This is a genomic window from Actinomycetospora atypica, from assembly GCF_042653685.1.
Lineage (GTDB): Bacteria > Actinomycetota > Actinomycetes > Mycobacteriales > Pseudonocardiaceae > Actinomycetospora > Actinomycetospora atypica.
This window is the reverse complement of sequence record NZ_JBHSIV010000014.1, coordinates 41,136-57,582: the sequence shown is the minus strand read 5'-3', so window position 1 is coordinate 57,582 and position 16,447 is coordinate 41,136. Positions and strand designations below refer to the sequence as shown.

Below are 16,447 nucleotides of genomic sequence, written 5' to 3'. Positions count from 1 at the left end.
CGTCCCGCCCTGTTGGGAGAGTATCGATCGATCGGACCCGGTCGAACCGGGAGCACCTGCCCGACCGCCAGGAGGACCAGTCCATGCCCCCGAACACCCCCAACCCGACGGGCGTCACCACCGCGGCCCAGGAGGAACTGAGGGGGAAGGTCCGGGAGCTGTGCGAGCGGTTCCCCGACTCCTACTGGCGTGAGCGGGACCGGGAGCGGGAGTACCCCGACGCGTTCGTCGACGCCCTCACCGAGGCCGGCTACCTCGCGGTGCTCATCCCGACCGAGTACGGCGGGGGCGGGCTCGGGATCACCGAGGGCTCGATCGTCCTCGAGGAGATCAACCGCTCCGGCGGGCACTCCGCGGGCTGCCACGCGCAGATGTACACGATGGGCGCCCTGCTCAAGCACGGCTCCGAGGAGCAGAAGAAGACCTACCTGCCCGCCATCGCCGACGGGACGCTGCGCCTGCAGGCCTTCTCGATCACCGAGCCCGAGGCCGGCTCGAACACCACCGACATCCACACCACCGCGACCGTCGACGGGGACTCCTACGTCATCACCGGCCACAAGAACTGGACCAGCCGGATCGAGCAGTCCGACCTCGCGTTCGTCCTCGCCCGCACCACCACCCGCAGCGACGACCCCGCGGAGCGCACCCGGGGCATCAGCCTGTTCCTGGTCGACCTGCGCGAGATCCGGCGCGACCAGCCCGACTCGCTGCAGGTCACCCCGGTGCGCACGATGTTCAACTACGCCACCAACGAGGTGCGCTACGAGAACATGCGGGTCCCGGCGAGCGCCCTGATCGGCGAGGAGGGCAAGGGGTTCCGCTACGTCATCGACGGGTGGAACGCCGAGCGCATCCTGCTCGCGGCCGAGGCCGTCGGCGACGGGTACTGGTTCCTCGACCGCGCCGTGGCCTACGCCAACTCCCGCGTGGTGTTCGACCGCCCGATCGGCGCCAACCAGGGCGTGCAGTTCCCGCTGGCCCGGTCCTACGCCCAGGTCGGGGCGGCCGACCTCATGCGCTACCGGGCCGCGGCCCTGTTCGACGCCGGCGAGAAGTGCGGCGAGCAGGCCAACCTCGCGAAGTTCCTCGCCAGCGAGGCGAGCTGGCAGGCCGCCAACGCGTGCCTGGACACCCACGGCGGCTACGGCTTCGTCGACACCTGGGACGTCGAGCGCAAGTTCCGCGAGACCCGGCTCTACCAGGTGGCCCCGGTGAACAACAACCTCGTGCTCGCCTACGTGGGGCAGCACGTGCTGGGGCTGCCCCGGTCGTACTGAGGTCAGCGCCCGGTGCGCAGCTGCCCGATCGCCGTCCACCCCGAGACCGCGAGGACCAGCAGCGCGCCGAACACCACGGCGAGCGGCAGGTCCCACGCGGGCGGGTCGACGGCCTCGTGCAGCGCGCCGACGGCGAACGGCCCGAGCGCGCCGAGCAGGTAGCCGCCGCCCTGGACGAAGGCGCCGAGCCGGCGGTTCTCGGTGGAGTTGCGGCTGGCGGCGAGGACCGCGGAGAAGACCACCGTGAACCCGCCGCCCTGCGCGGCACCGGCGAGCGAGCACCACAGGGGCCAGAGGGCGGGCGCGAGCAGCAGACCGCCGGGCAGCGCGAGGAAGCCGGCCGCCACCGGCACGAACGCCAGCCGCAGGCTCGTGCGCCGCGCCACCAGCGGTGTCACGAGGGCACCCGCCACCGCGACCACCTGGAACAACGACGAGGCCGCTCCCGCCGTCGCCGGCGGCAGCCCCCGCAGGTCGCCCAGGACCTCCGGCAACCACGCCGTGAGGCCGTAGAAGCTGAACGACTGCCCGGCGAACGCGAACAGCAGGAGCCAGCCCACGGGGCGCGTCCAGGGCGCCCGGGCGGGCTCCGGGGCCTCGTCGGGAAGGGCGGGGTCCCCCCGACGACGACCGGTCGCGAGCCGCCACACCACGGCGGCGGCGAGCGCGACGACGAGCCACGTGAGCAGCGCGTACCGCCACCCCACCCCGTCGGCGATCGGCACGGTGATCGAGAGCGTGATCATCGAGCCGATGTTCATGACGGCGGTGTAGACGCCGAGCAGCGCGCCCGAGCGGTGCGGGAAGTCGCGGCCGATGACGACCGGGACGACGATGTTGCCGAAGGTGATCCCGACGCCGATCAGTGCCGTCCCGACGAGTGCGCCCGCCACGCCGTCGGAGGAGCGCAGCAGCGTCCCGGCCCCCAGCACCGCCAGCCCGACGAGCAGCGCGCGCTCCGGCCCGAGCCGGCCGATCAACCACGACGCCGGGGGCGACGCCAGCGCGAACGCGAGTACCGGCAGGCTCGTCAGCAGGCCCGCGACGCCGGCGGAGACGCCGAGGTCGGCGCGGATCGCGTCGACCACCGGGGACACCGCGACGAGGGGCCCACGCAGGTTGAGGGCGACGAGGACGATCGCCGCGACGAGCAGGGGGCCGCCCGACCCGGGGACGTACGGACGTCGTCGGTCCGTCTCGGGCTGCGTGGTCACTCGATCCACCCTCACCCATCCCGTCGGCGCACGACGCCCGGTGTGAGACACGACGCGGGGCGGACGAGGGGTGATGTTGTCGGGGGTCGCTGCTAGACCTCGTCGCATGACGACCTGGGGCGAGGTGGAGTCCGTGGCGCCGGAGCTGGCCGCCGCGGTGCGGGCGTGCTTCGAGCGGGGGAAGCACAAGACGATGGCGACGCTGCGGGCGGACGGATCCCCGCGCATCAGCGGGACCGAGACGGAGTTCGCCGGCGGCGAGCTCACGCTGGGGATGATGCCCGGCTCGGTGAAGCTCGCCGACGTGCGGCGCGATCCGCGGATCGCGCTGCACTCCCCCTCGGTCGATCCGCCGGAGGACCCGTCGGCGTGGCCCGGGGAGGCGAAGGTGGCCGGGCGGCTCGTCGCGGTGGGGCAACCGGGCGCCGAGGGTGCGGCCTTCGTCCTCGACGTCACCGAGGTGGTGCACACCTCGATCGCGGCGTCGGGGCAGGCGTTGGTGATCGCCTCGTGGCGCCCGGGAGGTCAGGTCCGCCGCGTGGAGCGGGCCTGACCCCCGGGAGGCCTCAGTGCGCGATCAGCTGGCCGAGGCGCTTGGTCAGCTTGACGTTCTCCCGGTAGTCCACGGGGATGACGATCACCGAGGGCAGGTCGCGGCGGGCGAACGCCTCCTGCAGGGCCGGGCGGAGCTCGTCGGCGCTCTCGAGCCGGCGGGCGTGGCAGCCGAGGCCCTCGGAGATCTTGACGAGGTCGGGCGACGGGAAGTCGGTGCCGAAGTGGCGGCCGAACTCGACCTCCTGCTTCCAGGAGATCAGCCCGTAGCCGTTGTCCTCCCAGACCAGGTTGACCGGCGCCACCCCGAGCCGCACCGCGGTGGCCAGCTCCGGGCCGTTCATGAGGAAGCCGCCGTCGCCCGACACCGTCACGATCCGCTGGTCGGGGTGGACCAGTGAGGCCGACACCCCGCCCGGGATGGCGATGCCCATCGAGCAGAAGCCGTTGGAGATGATGCAGCTGTTCGGCGTGTACGTCGGGTAGTGCCGCGCGATCCACATCTTGTGGGCCCCGACGTCGGAGATCAGGATGTCGTCGTCGTCCATCTCGGCCCGCAGGTCGGCCAGGATGCGCTGCGGCTTCATCGGGAAGTCGCCGGTCTCGGCCTCGGCGCTCGCGCCGCCCTCGCTGATCTCCTCGGTGAGGTGCAGGCGGGCCTTCGCGTGGACGTCGATGTCGGGGAACCGCTGCCTGTCGGTGAGCCCCTCGTTGATCGCCCACAGGGCGGCCGCGATGTCGCCGACGATCTCGACGGTCGGGCGGTAGGCGCCGTCGACCTCCGCCGGGTCGAAGTCGATGTGCAGGAGCCGCTTGGAGCGGCCGATGTTCCAGCGCGCCGGCGGCCACTCGACCATGTCGTAGCCGACCGCGATCACGAGGTCGGCGGCCTCGAAGACCTCGGTCACGTAGTCGCGCGAGCCGAGGCCCACCGCGTAGAGGCTGCGGTCGTGCCGGTCGGAGAGCGCGCCCTTGCCCATGAAGGTCATGCCGGCGTAGATGCCGGTCTCGTCGACGAAGCGCTCCAGCTGCCGGCTCACCCGGGTGCGCACGCAGCCCTGACCCACCAGCAGCACCGGCCGCTCGGAGCGGGCGATGAGGTCGAGCGCCGCGGCGATCGACTTCTCGTCGGGCACCGGGCGGCGGACCTTCTCCGGCGGGACGATCGGGGCGCTCTCGACCTCGTGCTTCGCGATGTCCTCGGGGAGCTCGACGTGCGTGGCACCGGGCTTCTCGGCGACCGCGAGCTTGAACGCCTTGCGGATGACCTCGGGGATCGTCGTCTGATCGCGCAGCGAGGTGGTCCACTTGGTGATCGGCGTGAACATCTCGACGACGTTCATCGCCTGGTGCGACTCCTTGTGGAGCCGCGTGGTGGCGCCCTGCCCGGTGATCGCGACGAGCGGCGAGTTGTCCATGTTGGCGTTGGCCACGCCGGTCACGAGGTTCGACGCCCCCGGGCCGAGCGTCGACAGGCAGACCCCTGGGTTGCCGGTGAGCCGGCCGTAGACGTCGGCCATGAAGGCGGCGCCCGACTCGTGGTGGGTCGGCACGAAGCGGATCCCCGAGTCGCGCATCGACATCAGGAGATCGGCGTTCTCCTCGCCGGGTACACCGAACACGTACTCGACGCCCTCGGCCTCCAGGCACCGCACGAACAGATCGCTGGCCCTCACGGTCACGCTCCCCTTTGATCGCTGACGGGGAGTCCTGTACCCGGTCACCGGGCGAACTCACCCGTCCCGGACACCCGTGTGACGGTCGGGACGCCCCGTGGGGGGCGGTGAACCGGTCCAGTGCGTCCCCGCCTCAGCTCCGTGGCGTCGTCGTGGCCGTCCGTGGGCGGGGTGCCGACGCCGGGTCGGCACCCGAGCCGGGTCGCCGCGATGCCGTGCTCGGGGGCTCGTCGGCGGTGGCGGGCCGGCTGGCCGCATCGTCCGCGGTCCGGCCGGTGTCACCGTCGTCGGCTCTGTCGGTGGTGGCGGGACCGGACCCGGAGGGCGCGCCGGCCAGCCCCGAGACCGCGGCGAGGTCGTCACCGATCTTGAGGTCGTTGAGGAACAGCGTGCTGTCCTGGCCGATCGACTCGTCGCGGTAGATCCCGGTCTTGAGGTAGGCGCTGCCCTTCACGTTCGACTCGGGCGTCCGGTAGCCCGACAGCGTCTGCTTCCCGTTGCAGTAGGCGTCGATCGTGCCGCCGAAGGTGATGCCGAGCTGGAAGGAGAACGCCCCCGGCCCGACGGGGCAGAAGTCCTTCTGGTTGCCGCCGTTGTTGGCCAGCCGCAGCTGCCCGTTGCCGACCTCGACCGCGAGCGGCGGGCTGCCCGTCCCCGGCTGCTTGAACTGCATGATCAGCTGCCAGGTGCCGGTGTCGGTGGGGAAGCCCTGGTCGAAGAAGCCGGAGTAGCCGACGAACTTCGTCTCGCCCTCCTGGAACTCGGGGACGTCGGGCTCGGCCTCGGTCCGCTTGCCGCCGCCGGGCATCTCGAACCTCACGGCCTCCCGGCCCGGCACGTTCGGCGACTCGGCGCCGCTGGGGTCGGTGGCGTTCTGGTTGTTCCAGGGGGTCGACTTGAAGCCCTCGAGTCCGTCGGTCAGCGAGAAGGCGGCGTCGGTGTCAGTCCCCGCGCTCCCGCCGTCGTCCTCGGGGGCCGTGGTCGTGGCCGGGGCGCGGCCCGAGGTGGTCGACCCCGCCGATGGCGCCCGGCGGGAGGTGGAGCCGGCCGACGTCGTGGCCGGGTCCTCCTCGGCGCCCGGCGCTTCCGTGGCGCGGGTGGTGCTGCGGCGGCCGTCGGTGCCCTCGCTCGCACCCGAGCCGGGCGGCACGGTGGGGGTCACGGAGGCGCCCCGGCGGGTCGCGGTGCCGCCCGGGGCGGCGCCGGTCGTCGGCGCCACGGAGGTGGTCGGTGCTGCGGACCGCGTCGATCCGTTGCTGCGGGCCGATCCGCCGCTCCCGGTCGGCGCCGCCGTGCCGGTGGGTTCAGCCGCACCGGTGGTGAGGTCCCCGCCGCGGGTCGGGGCCGCATCCGCGCCCGTGTCCGCATCGGTGCCGGCGTCCGGCGGTGCGCTGATGGTCGACGCGACGCCGGGCTGCTCGGCGTAGGTGGTCGAGCCCTCCGGCTGCGCCTCGGGTCCGCCGGGCTGCTCGACGTAGGTGGTCGAGCCCTCCGGCTGGGCGTCGGGTCCGCCGGGCTGCTCGGCGTAGGTGGTCGAGCCCCCCGGCTGAGCGGCGGGTCCGCCGGGCGCCGTGGTCGTCGGGCGGGCCTCGGCGGACGGCGTGCCGGGGACCGCGGTCCCCGGCCCGGCGTCGTTCGGCACCGCCGCGACCACCTTGCCCAGCGACCCCACGGCCCACTGCGGCGCCGTCGTGCCCTGCGCGATCGGGAGCTCGGCGTAGCTCGCGTGCACCGGCGAGCCGAGGGCCTGCTCGAGGGACGGGAAGGCGGCGGTGGCGGGGCTGTCGCAGACCGGGTCGCCCGGGGCGCAGATCTCGATGGTGCGGGCGTCGAGCGCCCCGAAGCCCACGGCCCGGGGTGGGAGCACGCCCTGCCCGGTGGTGCCCTCGGGGACGGCCCGGGTGCGCGGGCTGCGCGCCGGGTCGCCGAACAGCCCGACGGCCTGCACCTGACCCGCGGGGATGCGCTGCTCCTGCCCGGTGCCGATGCGCGACGCGAGGTCTCCCGCGACCTGTGCTCCCTCGGAGTAGCCGAACAGCATGATCGCGCCGGACGGGCAGCCCTCGACGTGGTCGCCGATCGCGGCCGACAGCGCGTCGACCGCGGCGGACTCCGCCTGGGCGTACGACCCGCCCGCCGCAGGAGGCGGCACCGTCACGACGGAGACCTTCTCCCCGAACTGCTGCGCGAGCGGATCGGTGACCCCGGTCAGCACCTCGGAGCCGGCCCCGCTGCCGCCGACGGAGTACAGCGTCACCGGCCGGCAGGAGTCGGGCAGGGCCTGCGAGGACGCCAGGGTGGCCACTCCGGTGCCCACCGCCCCGACCAGCACCGCCACCATCACCAGCGCCGCCACCACGAGCGACGACAGCGGCCGGCCAGCGGCTACACGCTCCGGTGCGGGACGGCGCCAGGACGACGAGGCGGGCGCGTCGACGGGCGTCTCGGACCGCGGGACGACCGGCCCCGAGGAGTCGACCCGAAGCATCGTCGGGATGTGGTCATTCGGGGCGACCTGGCGCCCGGTGGCGCCCGGGGGCGTCGTCGGGACGGACCGCACCGCGCCGTCCGGGGTGACCTCGAGGACCGTCGTGTCACCGTCGACGAGCTCGACCCGGAGGACCCGCCCGCGCCGGGCCGCGTGCCGGCGCGCGGCCGCCAGCGCGACCTCGTGCGGGTCGCGGCCGCCGACGGGCAGCTCCCGCCCGTCGGCCAGCACCGTCACCCCGCCCGAGGCGCGCACCACCTCGAGCTGCACGTCCGCCGCGCCCACCCGGTCCTCCGCCTGCTCGCCGTCACCCCGATCCGGACTTCAGGGTCGGCGGTCGACCGCGACCGTGGGTGCGCTTTGGAGAAACTCGTGCCACCGATTTCCCGGCGCCCGTACATGGTCCGTTCGTGACACTGAGCGTCAGCATGGCCGCAGTGCGGACACTCAGACGACCCCGAGCGACTCCCTGAGGAATGCGACCTGCAGCCGCAGCAGGTTCTCGGCCACGACCTCCTGGGGCGTCATGTGCGTGACGCCGGAGAGCGGAAGCACCTGGTGGGGCCGCCCGGCCGCGAGCAGGGCCGAGGAGATGCGCAGGGTGTGCGCGGCGACCACGTTGTCGTCGGCGAGCCCGTGGATGAGCATCAGCGGGCGCATCGGCGCCTCGGCCGTCGCGGGGGTCGCCGCGTCGGAGATGATCGAGGACCGGTCGTAGGCCTCCGGCCACGACTGCGGTGTCCCCAGGTAGCGCTCCGTGTAGTGGGTGTCGTAGAGCGCCCAGTCGGTCACCGGGGCGCCCGCGATCGCCGCGTGCACCGCGTCGGGGCGGCGCAGCACCGCGAGGGCGGCGAGGTAGCCGCCGAAGGACCAGCCGCGGATCGCGACGCGGGACAGGTCGAGGTCCTCGACCTCCTTCGCGGCCGCGGCGAGCGCGTCGAGCTGGTCGGCGAGCACCGGCTCGGCCAGGTCGCCGTGCACGGCCCGCTCGAACGCCGGGCCCCGCCCGGGGGTCCCGCGCCCGTCGGCCACGACCACCGCGAAGCCCTGGTCGGCGAACCACTGGCTCGTCAGGAAGGCTCCGCGCGCGTCGACGACCCGCTGCGAGTGCGGCCCGCCGTAGGGGTCGAGCAGCACCGGCAGCCGCTCGGAGCCGGGGATGTGGTGGCGCGGCAGGAGCACCGCGGTCGCGAGGCCCCGCTCCCCCGCGGCGAAGACGTGCACGCGCGGCTCGAGGTCGGGCGACTCGGCGAACGAGCGCAGCACCGTCGAGCGACCTCCGCCCGACACGGTGGTCACCGCGCCGTCGTGCTCCAGGGACACCTGCGAGACCACGAGCACCCCGCCCGCGAGCCGCCCGGAGGCGACGCCCGACTCCGCGCTGACCACCGAGACGCCGGCCTCGGGCGAGTACATCGCGAGCACCGTCGAGGTCGGCGTCCCGGCGCGCGACGCGGTGAACAGCACGGTCGTCCCGTCGACCGCGGCGACCCCGCGGACCTGGAGCTCGGGTCCGGTGACGACCTGGTCGCCGACGACGAGGCGCCGCGCGTCGTCGACGTCGGAGCACCAGACGAGGGAACCGTCGTCGAGGTGCGCCGGGATGCCGGGCACGAGGTCGACCCAGGCGTCGTCGGTCTCGGTGCGCACCACCGCCGAGGTCCCCGACGAGGGGTCGACCCGGCGCAGGGTCACGCTCCGCTGGTCGCGGGGCGCGGTAGTGACGAGCAGGTCGTGGCGGTCCCACGTGACGTCGGCGAGGTACTCGTCGGGGTTCCCGACGTCGACCCGCGACCCGTCGAGCCCGATCACGTGCAGCGTCACGGTCGCGTTGGTGGTGCCGGCGGCGGGGTAGGCGACGACGGCCGGGTCGCGCTCGGGGTTGGCCGGGTCGGCGATGTGCCAGCGGGTGACCGCGGTGTCGTCGACGCGGGCGACCGCGAGCGCCGAGCCGTCGGGCGCCCACCAGTAGCCCCGGTAGCGGTTCATCTCCTCGGCGGCGACGAAGTCGGCCAGGCCGTAGGTGACGTGCTCGGCCTCGGGGCTCGCGACGACGCTCTCGCGCCCGTCGGCGAGGACGTGCAGCGCGCCGCCGCGCACGAAGGCGACCGCGCCGCCCGTGGGGGCCGGGCGCGGGTCGACCACCGGCCCCTCGACCGGCAGCGGCTCCGGCGCCGACCCCGGGGTCAACGCGACGGTGAACGCGCGGCCGGAGAGGACGAAGGCGGCCGTGGCGACGTCGCGGTCGCAGGCGTAGTCGACGACGCCGCCGGACTGCTCGCGCACGCGCTCGCGGCGGGCCTTCTCCTCGGGCGGCAGGTCGTCCTCCCCCGGCACGTCGAGCGCCAGGGGGTCGACGAGCAGGTGCTCCTCGCCGCTCGCGACGTCGAACACCCACAGGCAGGTCACCGGGTCGTCCCCGCCGCGGCTGCGCAGGAAGACCACCCGCGACCCGTCCGGGGCCACCGTCACGCCGCGCGGCGCCCCGAGGGTGAAGCGCCGGGTCGCGGCCTGGCGGCGGGGGAAGGAGTCCTGTGTCATCGCGGCGCTCACGGCCGGTCATCCTGCCTCGTCCGTCCCGTCGACGAAGCCGACGACGAGGCCGGGCGCGCCCCGGACAGAAGCGCGGGACCTGAGGCGGTCGGTCGTGATAGCCATCGCTGATGCAGCTCCACCAGCTCGAGTACCTGGTCGCGGTGGCCGACGAGGGCGGGTTCACGCGGGCCGCCGAGCGCCTGCGGATCGCGCAGCCGGGCGTGAGCGCCCAGGTCCGCAAGCTCGAGCGGGAGCTGGGGCACCCGCTGCTCGACCGCTCCGGACCGCGCGTCCGCCCCACCCCGGTGGGCGTGGCGGTGGTGGCCGCGGCCCGCGCCGCCCTCGACGCGGTCGCCGGCGTGCAGCGGGTGGTCGACGAGCTCGACGGGCTGCTGCGCGGGGAGGCGCGCGTCGGGATGGTGACCTCGGGGGTGTTCCTCGACGTCCCCGGGGTGCTCGCGGACTTCTCGGCGGCCCACCCGCAGGTGACGTGCTCCCTGCTCGAGGCGGGGTCGGGGCGGCTCCTCGACCTGGTGCGCGCCGGCCGGCTCGACGTCGTGCTCGTGGGGGCTGCGGGCGACCTGCCCGACGACCTCGCGACCCGGACCGTCACCGAGGAGACCCTGGTGCTGGCGGTGCCGCCGGGCGACCCGCTGGCCTCGTCGTCGTCGGTGGCCCCGGGCGGGCTGGCGGGCCGCGACGTCGTCGCGCCGGTCGAGGGCAACGCGCTGCGGGAGGCGTTCGACCTGGCCTGCGCGGGGGTGCCGGTGCGCGTCACCTGCAGCGCGAGCGACCCGGCGGTGCTCGCGCGGCTCGCCGCCCGCGGGCTCGGCGCGGCGGTGCTGCCGGCCTCGCTGTCGGCACTGCACACCGAGGACCTCGTCACGGTGCCGTTCGACGCCCCGCACGTGCGCGCCCGACTGGTGCTGGCCTGGCCTCGAGGGGCGACGAGCCCGGCCGCCGACGCCCTGGTGCGGGCGCTGGTGGCCGCTACACCTCCCGCCACTCCGCCACGACCGTGAAGCCCGGCGACCGCCCCTGCGTCCCCAGGCTCCCGGGCCGCCCCTCGCGCCGCTCGTAGAGCCACACCCGCCAGCCCCGCTCCCGCAGCTGGTCGGCCAGCTCCTCCAGCACCTGCCGGTCGTCGCCCTCGGCCGTGCGCAGCTCGTTGCGCCGCGGCGCGTCGAGGCTCCCCTCGAACAGCCGGGCGTGCAGGTGCCATCGCGGGCTCATGAGTGCACCATACCTGGTGCACAGGCGATCTGCCGTCATGCACTATGTCTGGTGCACGTCACCGTGCTGTGGTGGACCCCAGGGAGGTGCGTGCGCGTCTCGACGCCGCCCTCCGGGAGCGCGAGGCCGCCCGTCGGGCCGCCGAGGCCGCGGAGGCCGAGTTCGTGGCGGCGATGCGCGACGCCCTCGCGGCCGGGGTCACCGTCACCGAGGTCGCCGAGCTGACCGGCTACCACCGCAACAGCGTCCGCCGGATCGTCGACGCCGAGGACGGAGCCGGCCGGGGCGGGGCAGGCCGGGACTGACCTCACACCCGCCCCGCGGCATCGTCGGGAAGACTCGGATCCCGTGGCCACCGCGACCCGCTCCCCCTCGACCCTCGCCACCGTCTTCCGCGTCGTCGCGATCGCCGAGGCGTGCTCGTGGACGGGCCTGCTGATCGGGATGGTGTTCAAGTACCTCGTGGTGTTCGACGACCTCGGGGTGAAGATCTTCGGTCCGATCCACGGCGCGCTGTTCGTCGCCTACGTCCTCGTCACCCTCGCCGCGGCCCGCACCTTCCGCTGGAGCGCCGGGCGGACGGTCGTCGGCCTCGCGGCGAGCATCCCGCCCCTGGCGACGGTGTTCTTCGAGCGCGCGGTGGACCGCCGGGGCGGCCTGGTGCGTCCGACCGGCGGATGATGCGCCGCGCCTGATCAGCCGTGTTGAATACCCGATCGTGACGACGCCCCGCCCCTCGGAGCGGCGCCTGGTGCACGTCCTGTTCGTCGACCTCGTCGGGTTCACCAGCCTCGTCGAGCAGCTCGACGCCGAGGACGTCGCGGTGCTCCAGGAGCACTACTTCTCGCAGGTCGCGGGGCTCGTGGCGGCCGGCGGCGGGCAGGTGGAGAAGTACATCGGCGACGCCGTCCTCGCGACGTTCGGGCTGCCGGTGCTCGGTCCCGACGACGGCGTCGGCGCGGTCCGCGCGGGCCTCGCGGTGATCGAGTCGATGACCCGCGTCGAGGCCGAGCTCGGGCTGCCGGCGGGGACGCTGCGGGTGCGTGTGGGGGTGCACACCGGCGAGGTGGTGGTGACCTGGGCGCCGGACGGGTCGTGGCGCCTGTCCGGCGACGTCGTGAACACCGCGGCCCGGCTGCAGTCGGTCGCGGCGCCGGGCACGGTCGCCGTCGGGCCCGACACCGCGCTCGCGGTGGGCGAGGCGTTCGTCGTGGAGCCGCTCGGGGAGGTCGCGCTCAAGGGCAGGGCCGAGCGGGTGGCGGCGTACCGGGTGGTGCCGCGCCCCGCCGGTGCGGGCGGGCGCGTCGCGCGATTCCGCGACGCCGCCGCCGACCTCGCCCTGCTGGCCGAGGCCCACCGCGGGGCGCGCGGCGCGGAGCGGCTGACCGTGCTCGCCCCGCCGGGAGTGGGCCGGACCCGCCTCGTCGAGGAGTTCCGCGCCCGCACCGCCGCCCCGGTGTGGCTCGCGCGGGTCCGGCGCGACGAGCCCGGCTACGCGCCGGTGGCGGCGCTGCTGACCGAGGCCGGCGTCACCCCCGCGACCGTCGTCGACCGGCTGACCCGCCACGGCGTCGTCGGGCCCCGCGCCGAGGTCTCCGCCCGCCACACCGCGGCGCTGCTCACCGGCGACCGGCTCGACGGCACGCCCGAGGAGCTGTGGACCTCCTGGACCGCGGTCCTCGACGCCCAGGGCGGCCCCACCCCGGTGTGGGTGCTCGACGACGTCCACCTCGCCGGGGCCGACCTGCACGCCTTCCTCGCCCACGCCACCGCCGCGCCCCACCGGACCGCGCGCCTCGTCGTCCTCACCGCGCGACCCGGCGAGCACTCCCCCACCGGCGCGGTCCACGTGCTCGACCCGCTCACCGACGACGACGTCGCCGCGGTGGTCGCCGACCGCGCCGAGCTGGCCCCCGACGTCGTCGCGCGGATCCAGCGGGCCGCGGGCGGCAACCCGCTCTACGTGGTGGAGCTGCTGCGCTCGTGGGAGCTCGCGAACCCGGGCACCGCGGGCGTGCCGAGCACGGTCCGCGCGATCTACCTCGGCCAGCTCGACGCGCTGCCCGCCCCGTCGCGGGCCCTGCTGGGGCAGGGGTCGGTGGCCGGGCGGACCCTGCCGGCGTCCGCGCTGCCCGAGCTCGGCGTGCCCGAGCCCGAGCGGCCCCTGGCCGAGCTCACCGGGGCCGGGCTGCTCACCGGCCCGCACCCCGGGGTCGACGACCCGGCGTCCTACACCTACCGCCACGCCGTCCTGCGCGACACCGCGTACGCGACGCTGCCCCGCGCCCGCCGGGCCGCGCTGCACCTGCGGTTCGCGACGTGGCTCTCCGACCGCGGCGGCCGGGTCGAGCTGGTCGCCCGCCACCTCACCTCGGCGCTCGACGAGGCGCCGGCGTTCGGCGGGCCGATCGACGGGCGTGTGCCCCGCGACGAGCTCGCCCGGCGGGCGGCGGCGGCACTGACCCGGGCCGGCGAGGCGGTGATCGGCAGCGAGCCGCAGCGAGCCGCGGAGCTCTTCGCCCGCGCCCACGACGTCGGCGTCACCGCCGACCCCGCCCCGTCCGGGCTCCGCGCGTACCGGCGCCTGCGCCACGCCGAGGCCCTGCGCCGGGCCGGGCGGCTGGTCGACGCGATGCCCGCCTTCACCGCCGTGGCGGAGGCCGCGGAACCCGGGACCCACGCCGCCCGGGCCGGGGCCGCGCTGGGCTACGAGGACGCGCTGTTCGACAGCCGGCTGCCCCGCGCCGAGTGGGGCGCCCGGTCGCTGGAGCTGCTCGGCGACGCCCTCGCCCTCACCCCGCGCGACGACGCGGGGCTGCGCTCCCGGCTGCTCGCCGCCCTGGCCCGCGCCCACGGCTACGGCGGCGACGCGGCCACCGCCCACGCCCTGGGCGAGGAGGCGATCGCCCTCGCCCGCGGCGCCGACGACCCCGGCGCCCTCGCCTACGCCCTGCTCGCGCGCCGGCCGATGCTGGCGGCGCCCGCGTCGATCCGCGCCCGCCTCGCCGACGACGCCGAGCTGGTGGCGACCGCGCGGGCCGCCGGGGACCGCGAGCGGGAGTTCGAGGCGCTGCGGGTGCACATGGTCGACCGGCTCGAGGTGGGGTCGACCGACGAGGCCGTCGCCCTCGCCGCCGAGGCCGGCCGACTCGCCGAGCGCCCGCTGCACCTCTGGTACCCCGCGATGTGGCGGGCGATGATGCAGCTGCACCACGGCCGGCCCGACGAGGCCGCGGAGGCCGTCGAGCACTTCCGCCGCGAGGGCGAGCGCTGGCACTACGGCGACGCGGGCCAGGTCCACGGCGTCCAGCTGCTCACCCTGCACACCCTGCTCGGCACCCCCGGGCTCGCCCTGCCGATGCTGCGCCGGACCGCCGCGGAGGTGGGCGGGCGGACCTGGATGCACGTCGCCGTGGGCCACGCCCGGGCCGGGCAGCTCGACGAGGCCGCCCGCCTGCTCACCTGGTGCGCCGCCGACGGCTTCGCGATGCTCGGCCACGACGGCGCCCGGGCGTTCCTGCTCGCCGAGGCCGCGGAGATCGCCGACGCGGTCGGCGACGCGGTGCTCGGCGCCGTACTGCACGACCTGCTGGCGCCGTGGGACGGGCTCGCCGTGGTCGTCGGATCGGGCGCGCTGTGCCTCGGCGCCGCCGAGCACTTCCGCGGCCTCGCCGCCCGGGCCGCCGGCCGCGACGCCGCCCACCACCTGCACCGCGCCCTCGAGTTCAACGAGGCGACGGGGGCCGTCCACGCCGCGGCGCGGTCCCGCGCCGCCCTCCGCCCGGAAGGAACCGCCCGATGCTGACCGACGACGAGGCGCTGACCGCCGTCCGCCGCTGCTGGACCTCCGCCCTCGACCACCTCGAGGGCCTTCCCGACGAGGCCTGGGCCGGGCCCACGCGCTGCACCGGCTGGACCGTGCTCGACCTCGCCCGCCACGCCGCCTGGGGCACGTCCATGGAGGCCGACGCCCTGCGCCGCTCGCGGACCCGCGAGCCCGGCAGCGGGGAGGGGATCGAGCCCGCGGACGACGTGCTCGCCGCCCTGCGCGGCTCGGTGGCCGACCTGGTGGGCGAGCTGGAGCGCGCCGACGAGCTCGGTGCGGCCGTGGAGATCCCGTTCGGGGCCGTCCCCACGCCGTTCGCGCTGCAGGTCTTCACGATGGAGGCCGGGTTCCACGCCGACGACGTGGCCGCGGCGCTGGGTCACGACGAGCCGCTGGGCCACGACGTGGTGCGCGCCACCGCCGCCGTCCTGCCCCCGGTGTTCCCGGTGCTCGCGGGAGCGGCCGCCGCGGAGCCCCCGGCCGACGGCACGGTGATCGGGCTCGCCGGGACGTCGTTCGACCTGCGCTTCGGCTTCCTCGACGGGGCGTGGCAGGCGGCGCCCGACGAGCCGCTCACCGCCACGATCGCCGGTTCCGACACCGCGGTGCTGCGGTTCGCCCTGGGTCGGGCCGGACTCGACGGGCTCGCGGTCACGGGCGACGCCGACCTCGCGGCCGGGTTCAAGACGTGGTTCATGGGCCCGTAGGGCTTGTGTCACCTCGGTGACACAGCGGAGGTCGTCCAGTGGACGGACATCGTCGGGTGCGGCGGGCAGGGTTCACCTCGCCCGCAGCACCGCACTCCCAGGAGGCCCGGCGATGACCGTCATGACCGAGTCCTACGGCACCGGCCTCATGACGACCCCCCGCCCCGCACGGCCCGCCCCCCGCCCGGAGCAGGAGTGCGCCACCGACGCCCACGCGCTGGCCGAGGCCGTCGTCGGCCGGCGTCTCACCGGGGCCGAGCGCGCCGACCTCGACCGCTTCTGGCGCACCGACTGGTCGACCCACCGCCTCGTCCTGTCCGACGAGGACGACCGCGCGCTCGCCGCCACCGCCCTCGCCCTGGGCACCCCCGTCATCCACGGTTCCGGCCCCGGCTACGCGCTGACCTCCCACCCCCACCCGGCCGTCGTCCGGGCCCTGCGCCACGGCCTGGGACGACCGGAGTCGTGGACCCCCGCCGTCACGACCACCCGCGAGCGCCTCCTCGACCTCGTCGACGTCGAGGCCCTGCACCCCTCGCCCGAGGAGTTCCTCGCCGGGATCGACGAGCGGCTCGAGCACGGCCCGGTGGCCCTGACGCTCCCGGCCTCGGCCGCGGTGCCCGCCCACCTGACGACGCGCTGCGACGGGGTGGCGACCGTGGAGGTCGTCGTGACGGGCGCGTCGTGCCCCTCGACGGCGTTCCTGGCCGCGGCGCTGGAGCGCGCGGGGGTGGCGTTCCTCGCGACGACCCGCCCCTACGCGACCTGCGCGAGCACCGGCCGGCGCGGGCCGGTGCTCGACCGGGTCGGCGCCGTGCAGAAGGAGTTCGGCCGGATGCGCCCGGGCGCCGTCGTCCTCGCGCACCGCAGCGAGTGGCGGGCGCGGTGGCGCCAGGCCCCGCTGCACGAGGCGGGGTGATGTGTCAGCACTGCGGC

The 16,447-nt window shown here is 75.6% G+C and carries 13 protein-coding genes; 8 read left to right on the top strand and 5 right to left on the bottom strand.

The features are described from left to right. Window positions 1-83: 83 nt before the first annotated feature. Complete coding sequence (locus tag ACFPBZ_RS14920; protein WP_378036858.1) at window positions 84-1,280, top strand: acyl-CoA dehydrogenase family protein; 1,197 nt, start codon at window positions 84-86, stop codon at window positions 1,278-1,280. Between the two features lie 2 nt (window positions 1,281-1,282). On the opposite strand, the gene ACFPBZ_RS14915 is transcribed toward ACFPBZ_RS14920, so the two are convergent. Further along, a complete protein-coding gene (locus tag ACFPBZ_RS14915; RefSeq protein WP_378036857.1) occupies window positions 1,283-2,494 on the bottom strand; it encodes an MFS transporter in 1,212 nt (403 codons plus the stop codon). A 106-nt stretch (window positions 2,495-2,600) separates the two neighbouring features. Here ACFPBZ_RS14915 and ACFPBZ_RS14910 point away from each other — a divergent pair, with 106 nt between their 5' ends. Continuing rightward, a complete protein-coding gene (locus ACFPBZ_RS14910; RefSeq protein ID WP_378036856.1) occupies window positions 2,601-3,047 on the top strand; it encodes a pyridoxamine 5'-phosphate oxidase family protein in 447 nt (148 codons plus the stop codon). A 13-nt stretch (window positions 3,048-3,060) separates the two neighbouring features. Here ACFPBZ_RS14910 and ACFPBZ_RS14905 read toward each other — a convergent pair whose 3' ends face one another. From ACFPBZ_RS14905 to ACFPBZ_RS14895, 3 genes are all read right to left on the bottom strand, one after another. Further along, on the bottom strand, window positions 3,061-4,722 hold the full coding sequence (locus tag ACFPBZ_RS14905; protein ID WP_378036855.1) for an acetolactate synthase large subunit: 1,662 nt from the start codon (window positions 4,720-4,722) through the stop codon (window positions 3,061-3,063). A gap of 133 nt (window positions 4,723-4,855) precedes the next feature. Beyond that, window positions 4,856-7,495, bottom strand: a complete 2,640-nt coding sequence (locus ACFPBZ_RS14900) for a cutinase family protein (protein WP_378036854.1) — start codon at window positions 7,493-7,495, stop codon at window positions 4,856-4,858. A 162-nt stretch (window positions 7,496-7,657) separates the two neighbouring features. Next, on the bottom strand, window positions 7,658-9,751 hold the full coding sequence (locus ACFPBZ_RS14895; protein ID WP_378036922.1) for a prolyl oligopeptidase family serine peptidase: 2,094 nt from the start codon (window positions 9,749-9,751) through the stop codon (window positions 7,658-7,660). Window positions 9,752-9,873: 122 nt separating this feature from the next. Here ACFPBZ_RS14895 and ACFPBZ_RS14890 point away from each other — a divergent pair, with 122 nt between their 5' ends. Next, entirely contained in the window at window positions 9,874-10,767 is an 894-nt protein-coding gene (locus ACFPBZ_RS14890; protein ID WP_378036853.1) for a LysR family transcriptional regulator, read from the top strand. Here the strand turns inward: ACFPBZ_RS14890 and ACFPBZ_RS14885 are convergent. Next, complete coding sequence (locus ACFPBZ_RS14885) at window positions 10,736-10,978, bottom strand: hypothetical protein (RefSeq protein WP_378036852.1); 243 nt, start codon at window positions 10,976-10,978, stop codon at window positions 10,736-10,738. The genes ACFPBZ_RS14890 and ACFPBZ_RS14885 overlap by 32 nt on opposite strands. Window positions 10,979-11,049: 71 nt before the next feature. On the opposite strand from ACFPBZ_RS14885, the gene ACFPBZ_RS14880 reads away from it, so the two are divergent. The 5 genes from ACFPBZ_RS14880 to ACFPBZ_RS14860 all read left to right on the top strand — a co-directional run bounded on the left by ACFPBZ_RS14880 (window position 11,050) and on the right by ACFPBZ_RS14860 (window position 16,430). Beyond that, on the top strand, window positions 11,050-11,283 hold the full coding sequence (locus tag ACFPBZ_RS14880; RefSeq protein ID WP_378036851.1) for a hypothetical protein: 234 nt from the start codon (window positions 11,050-11,052) through the stop codon (window positions 11,281-11,283). Window positions 11,284-11,326: 43 nt separating this feature from the next. Then, window positions 11,327-11,659, top strand: a complete 333-nt coding sequence (locus ACFPBZ_RS14875) for a DUF3817 domain-containing protein (protein WP_378036850.1) — start codon at window positions 11,327-11,329, stop codon at window positions 11,657-11,659. Between the two features lie 37 nt (window positions 11,660-11,696). Next, window positions 11,697-14,783, top strand: coding sequence for an adenylate/guanylate cyclase domain-containing protein (locus ACFPBZ_RS14870; RefSeq protein WP_378036849.1), 3,087 nt, complete (start codon window positions 11,697-11,699; stop codon window positions 14,781-14,783). Further along, window positions 14,777-15,511, top strand: coding sequence for a maleylpyruvate isomerase family mycothiol-dependent enzyme (locus ACFPBZ_RS14865; protein WP_378036848.1), 735 nt, complete (start codon window positions 14,777-14,779; stop codon window positions 15,509-15,511). Before ACFPBZ_RS14870 ends, ACFPBZ_RS14865 begins: the two co-directional genes overlap by 7 nt. A gap of 112 nt (window positions 15,512-15,623) precedes the next feature. Next, window positions 15,624-16,430 carry a hypothetical protein gene (locus ACFPBZ_RS14860; RefSeq protein WP_378036847.1) on the top strand — a complete coding sequence of 269 codons (807 nt, stop codon included), beginning with the start codon at window positions 15,624-15,626 and terminating at the stop codon, window positions 16,428-16,430. Window positions 16,431-16,447: the final 17 nt, after the last annotated feature.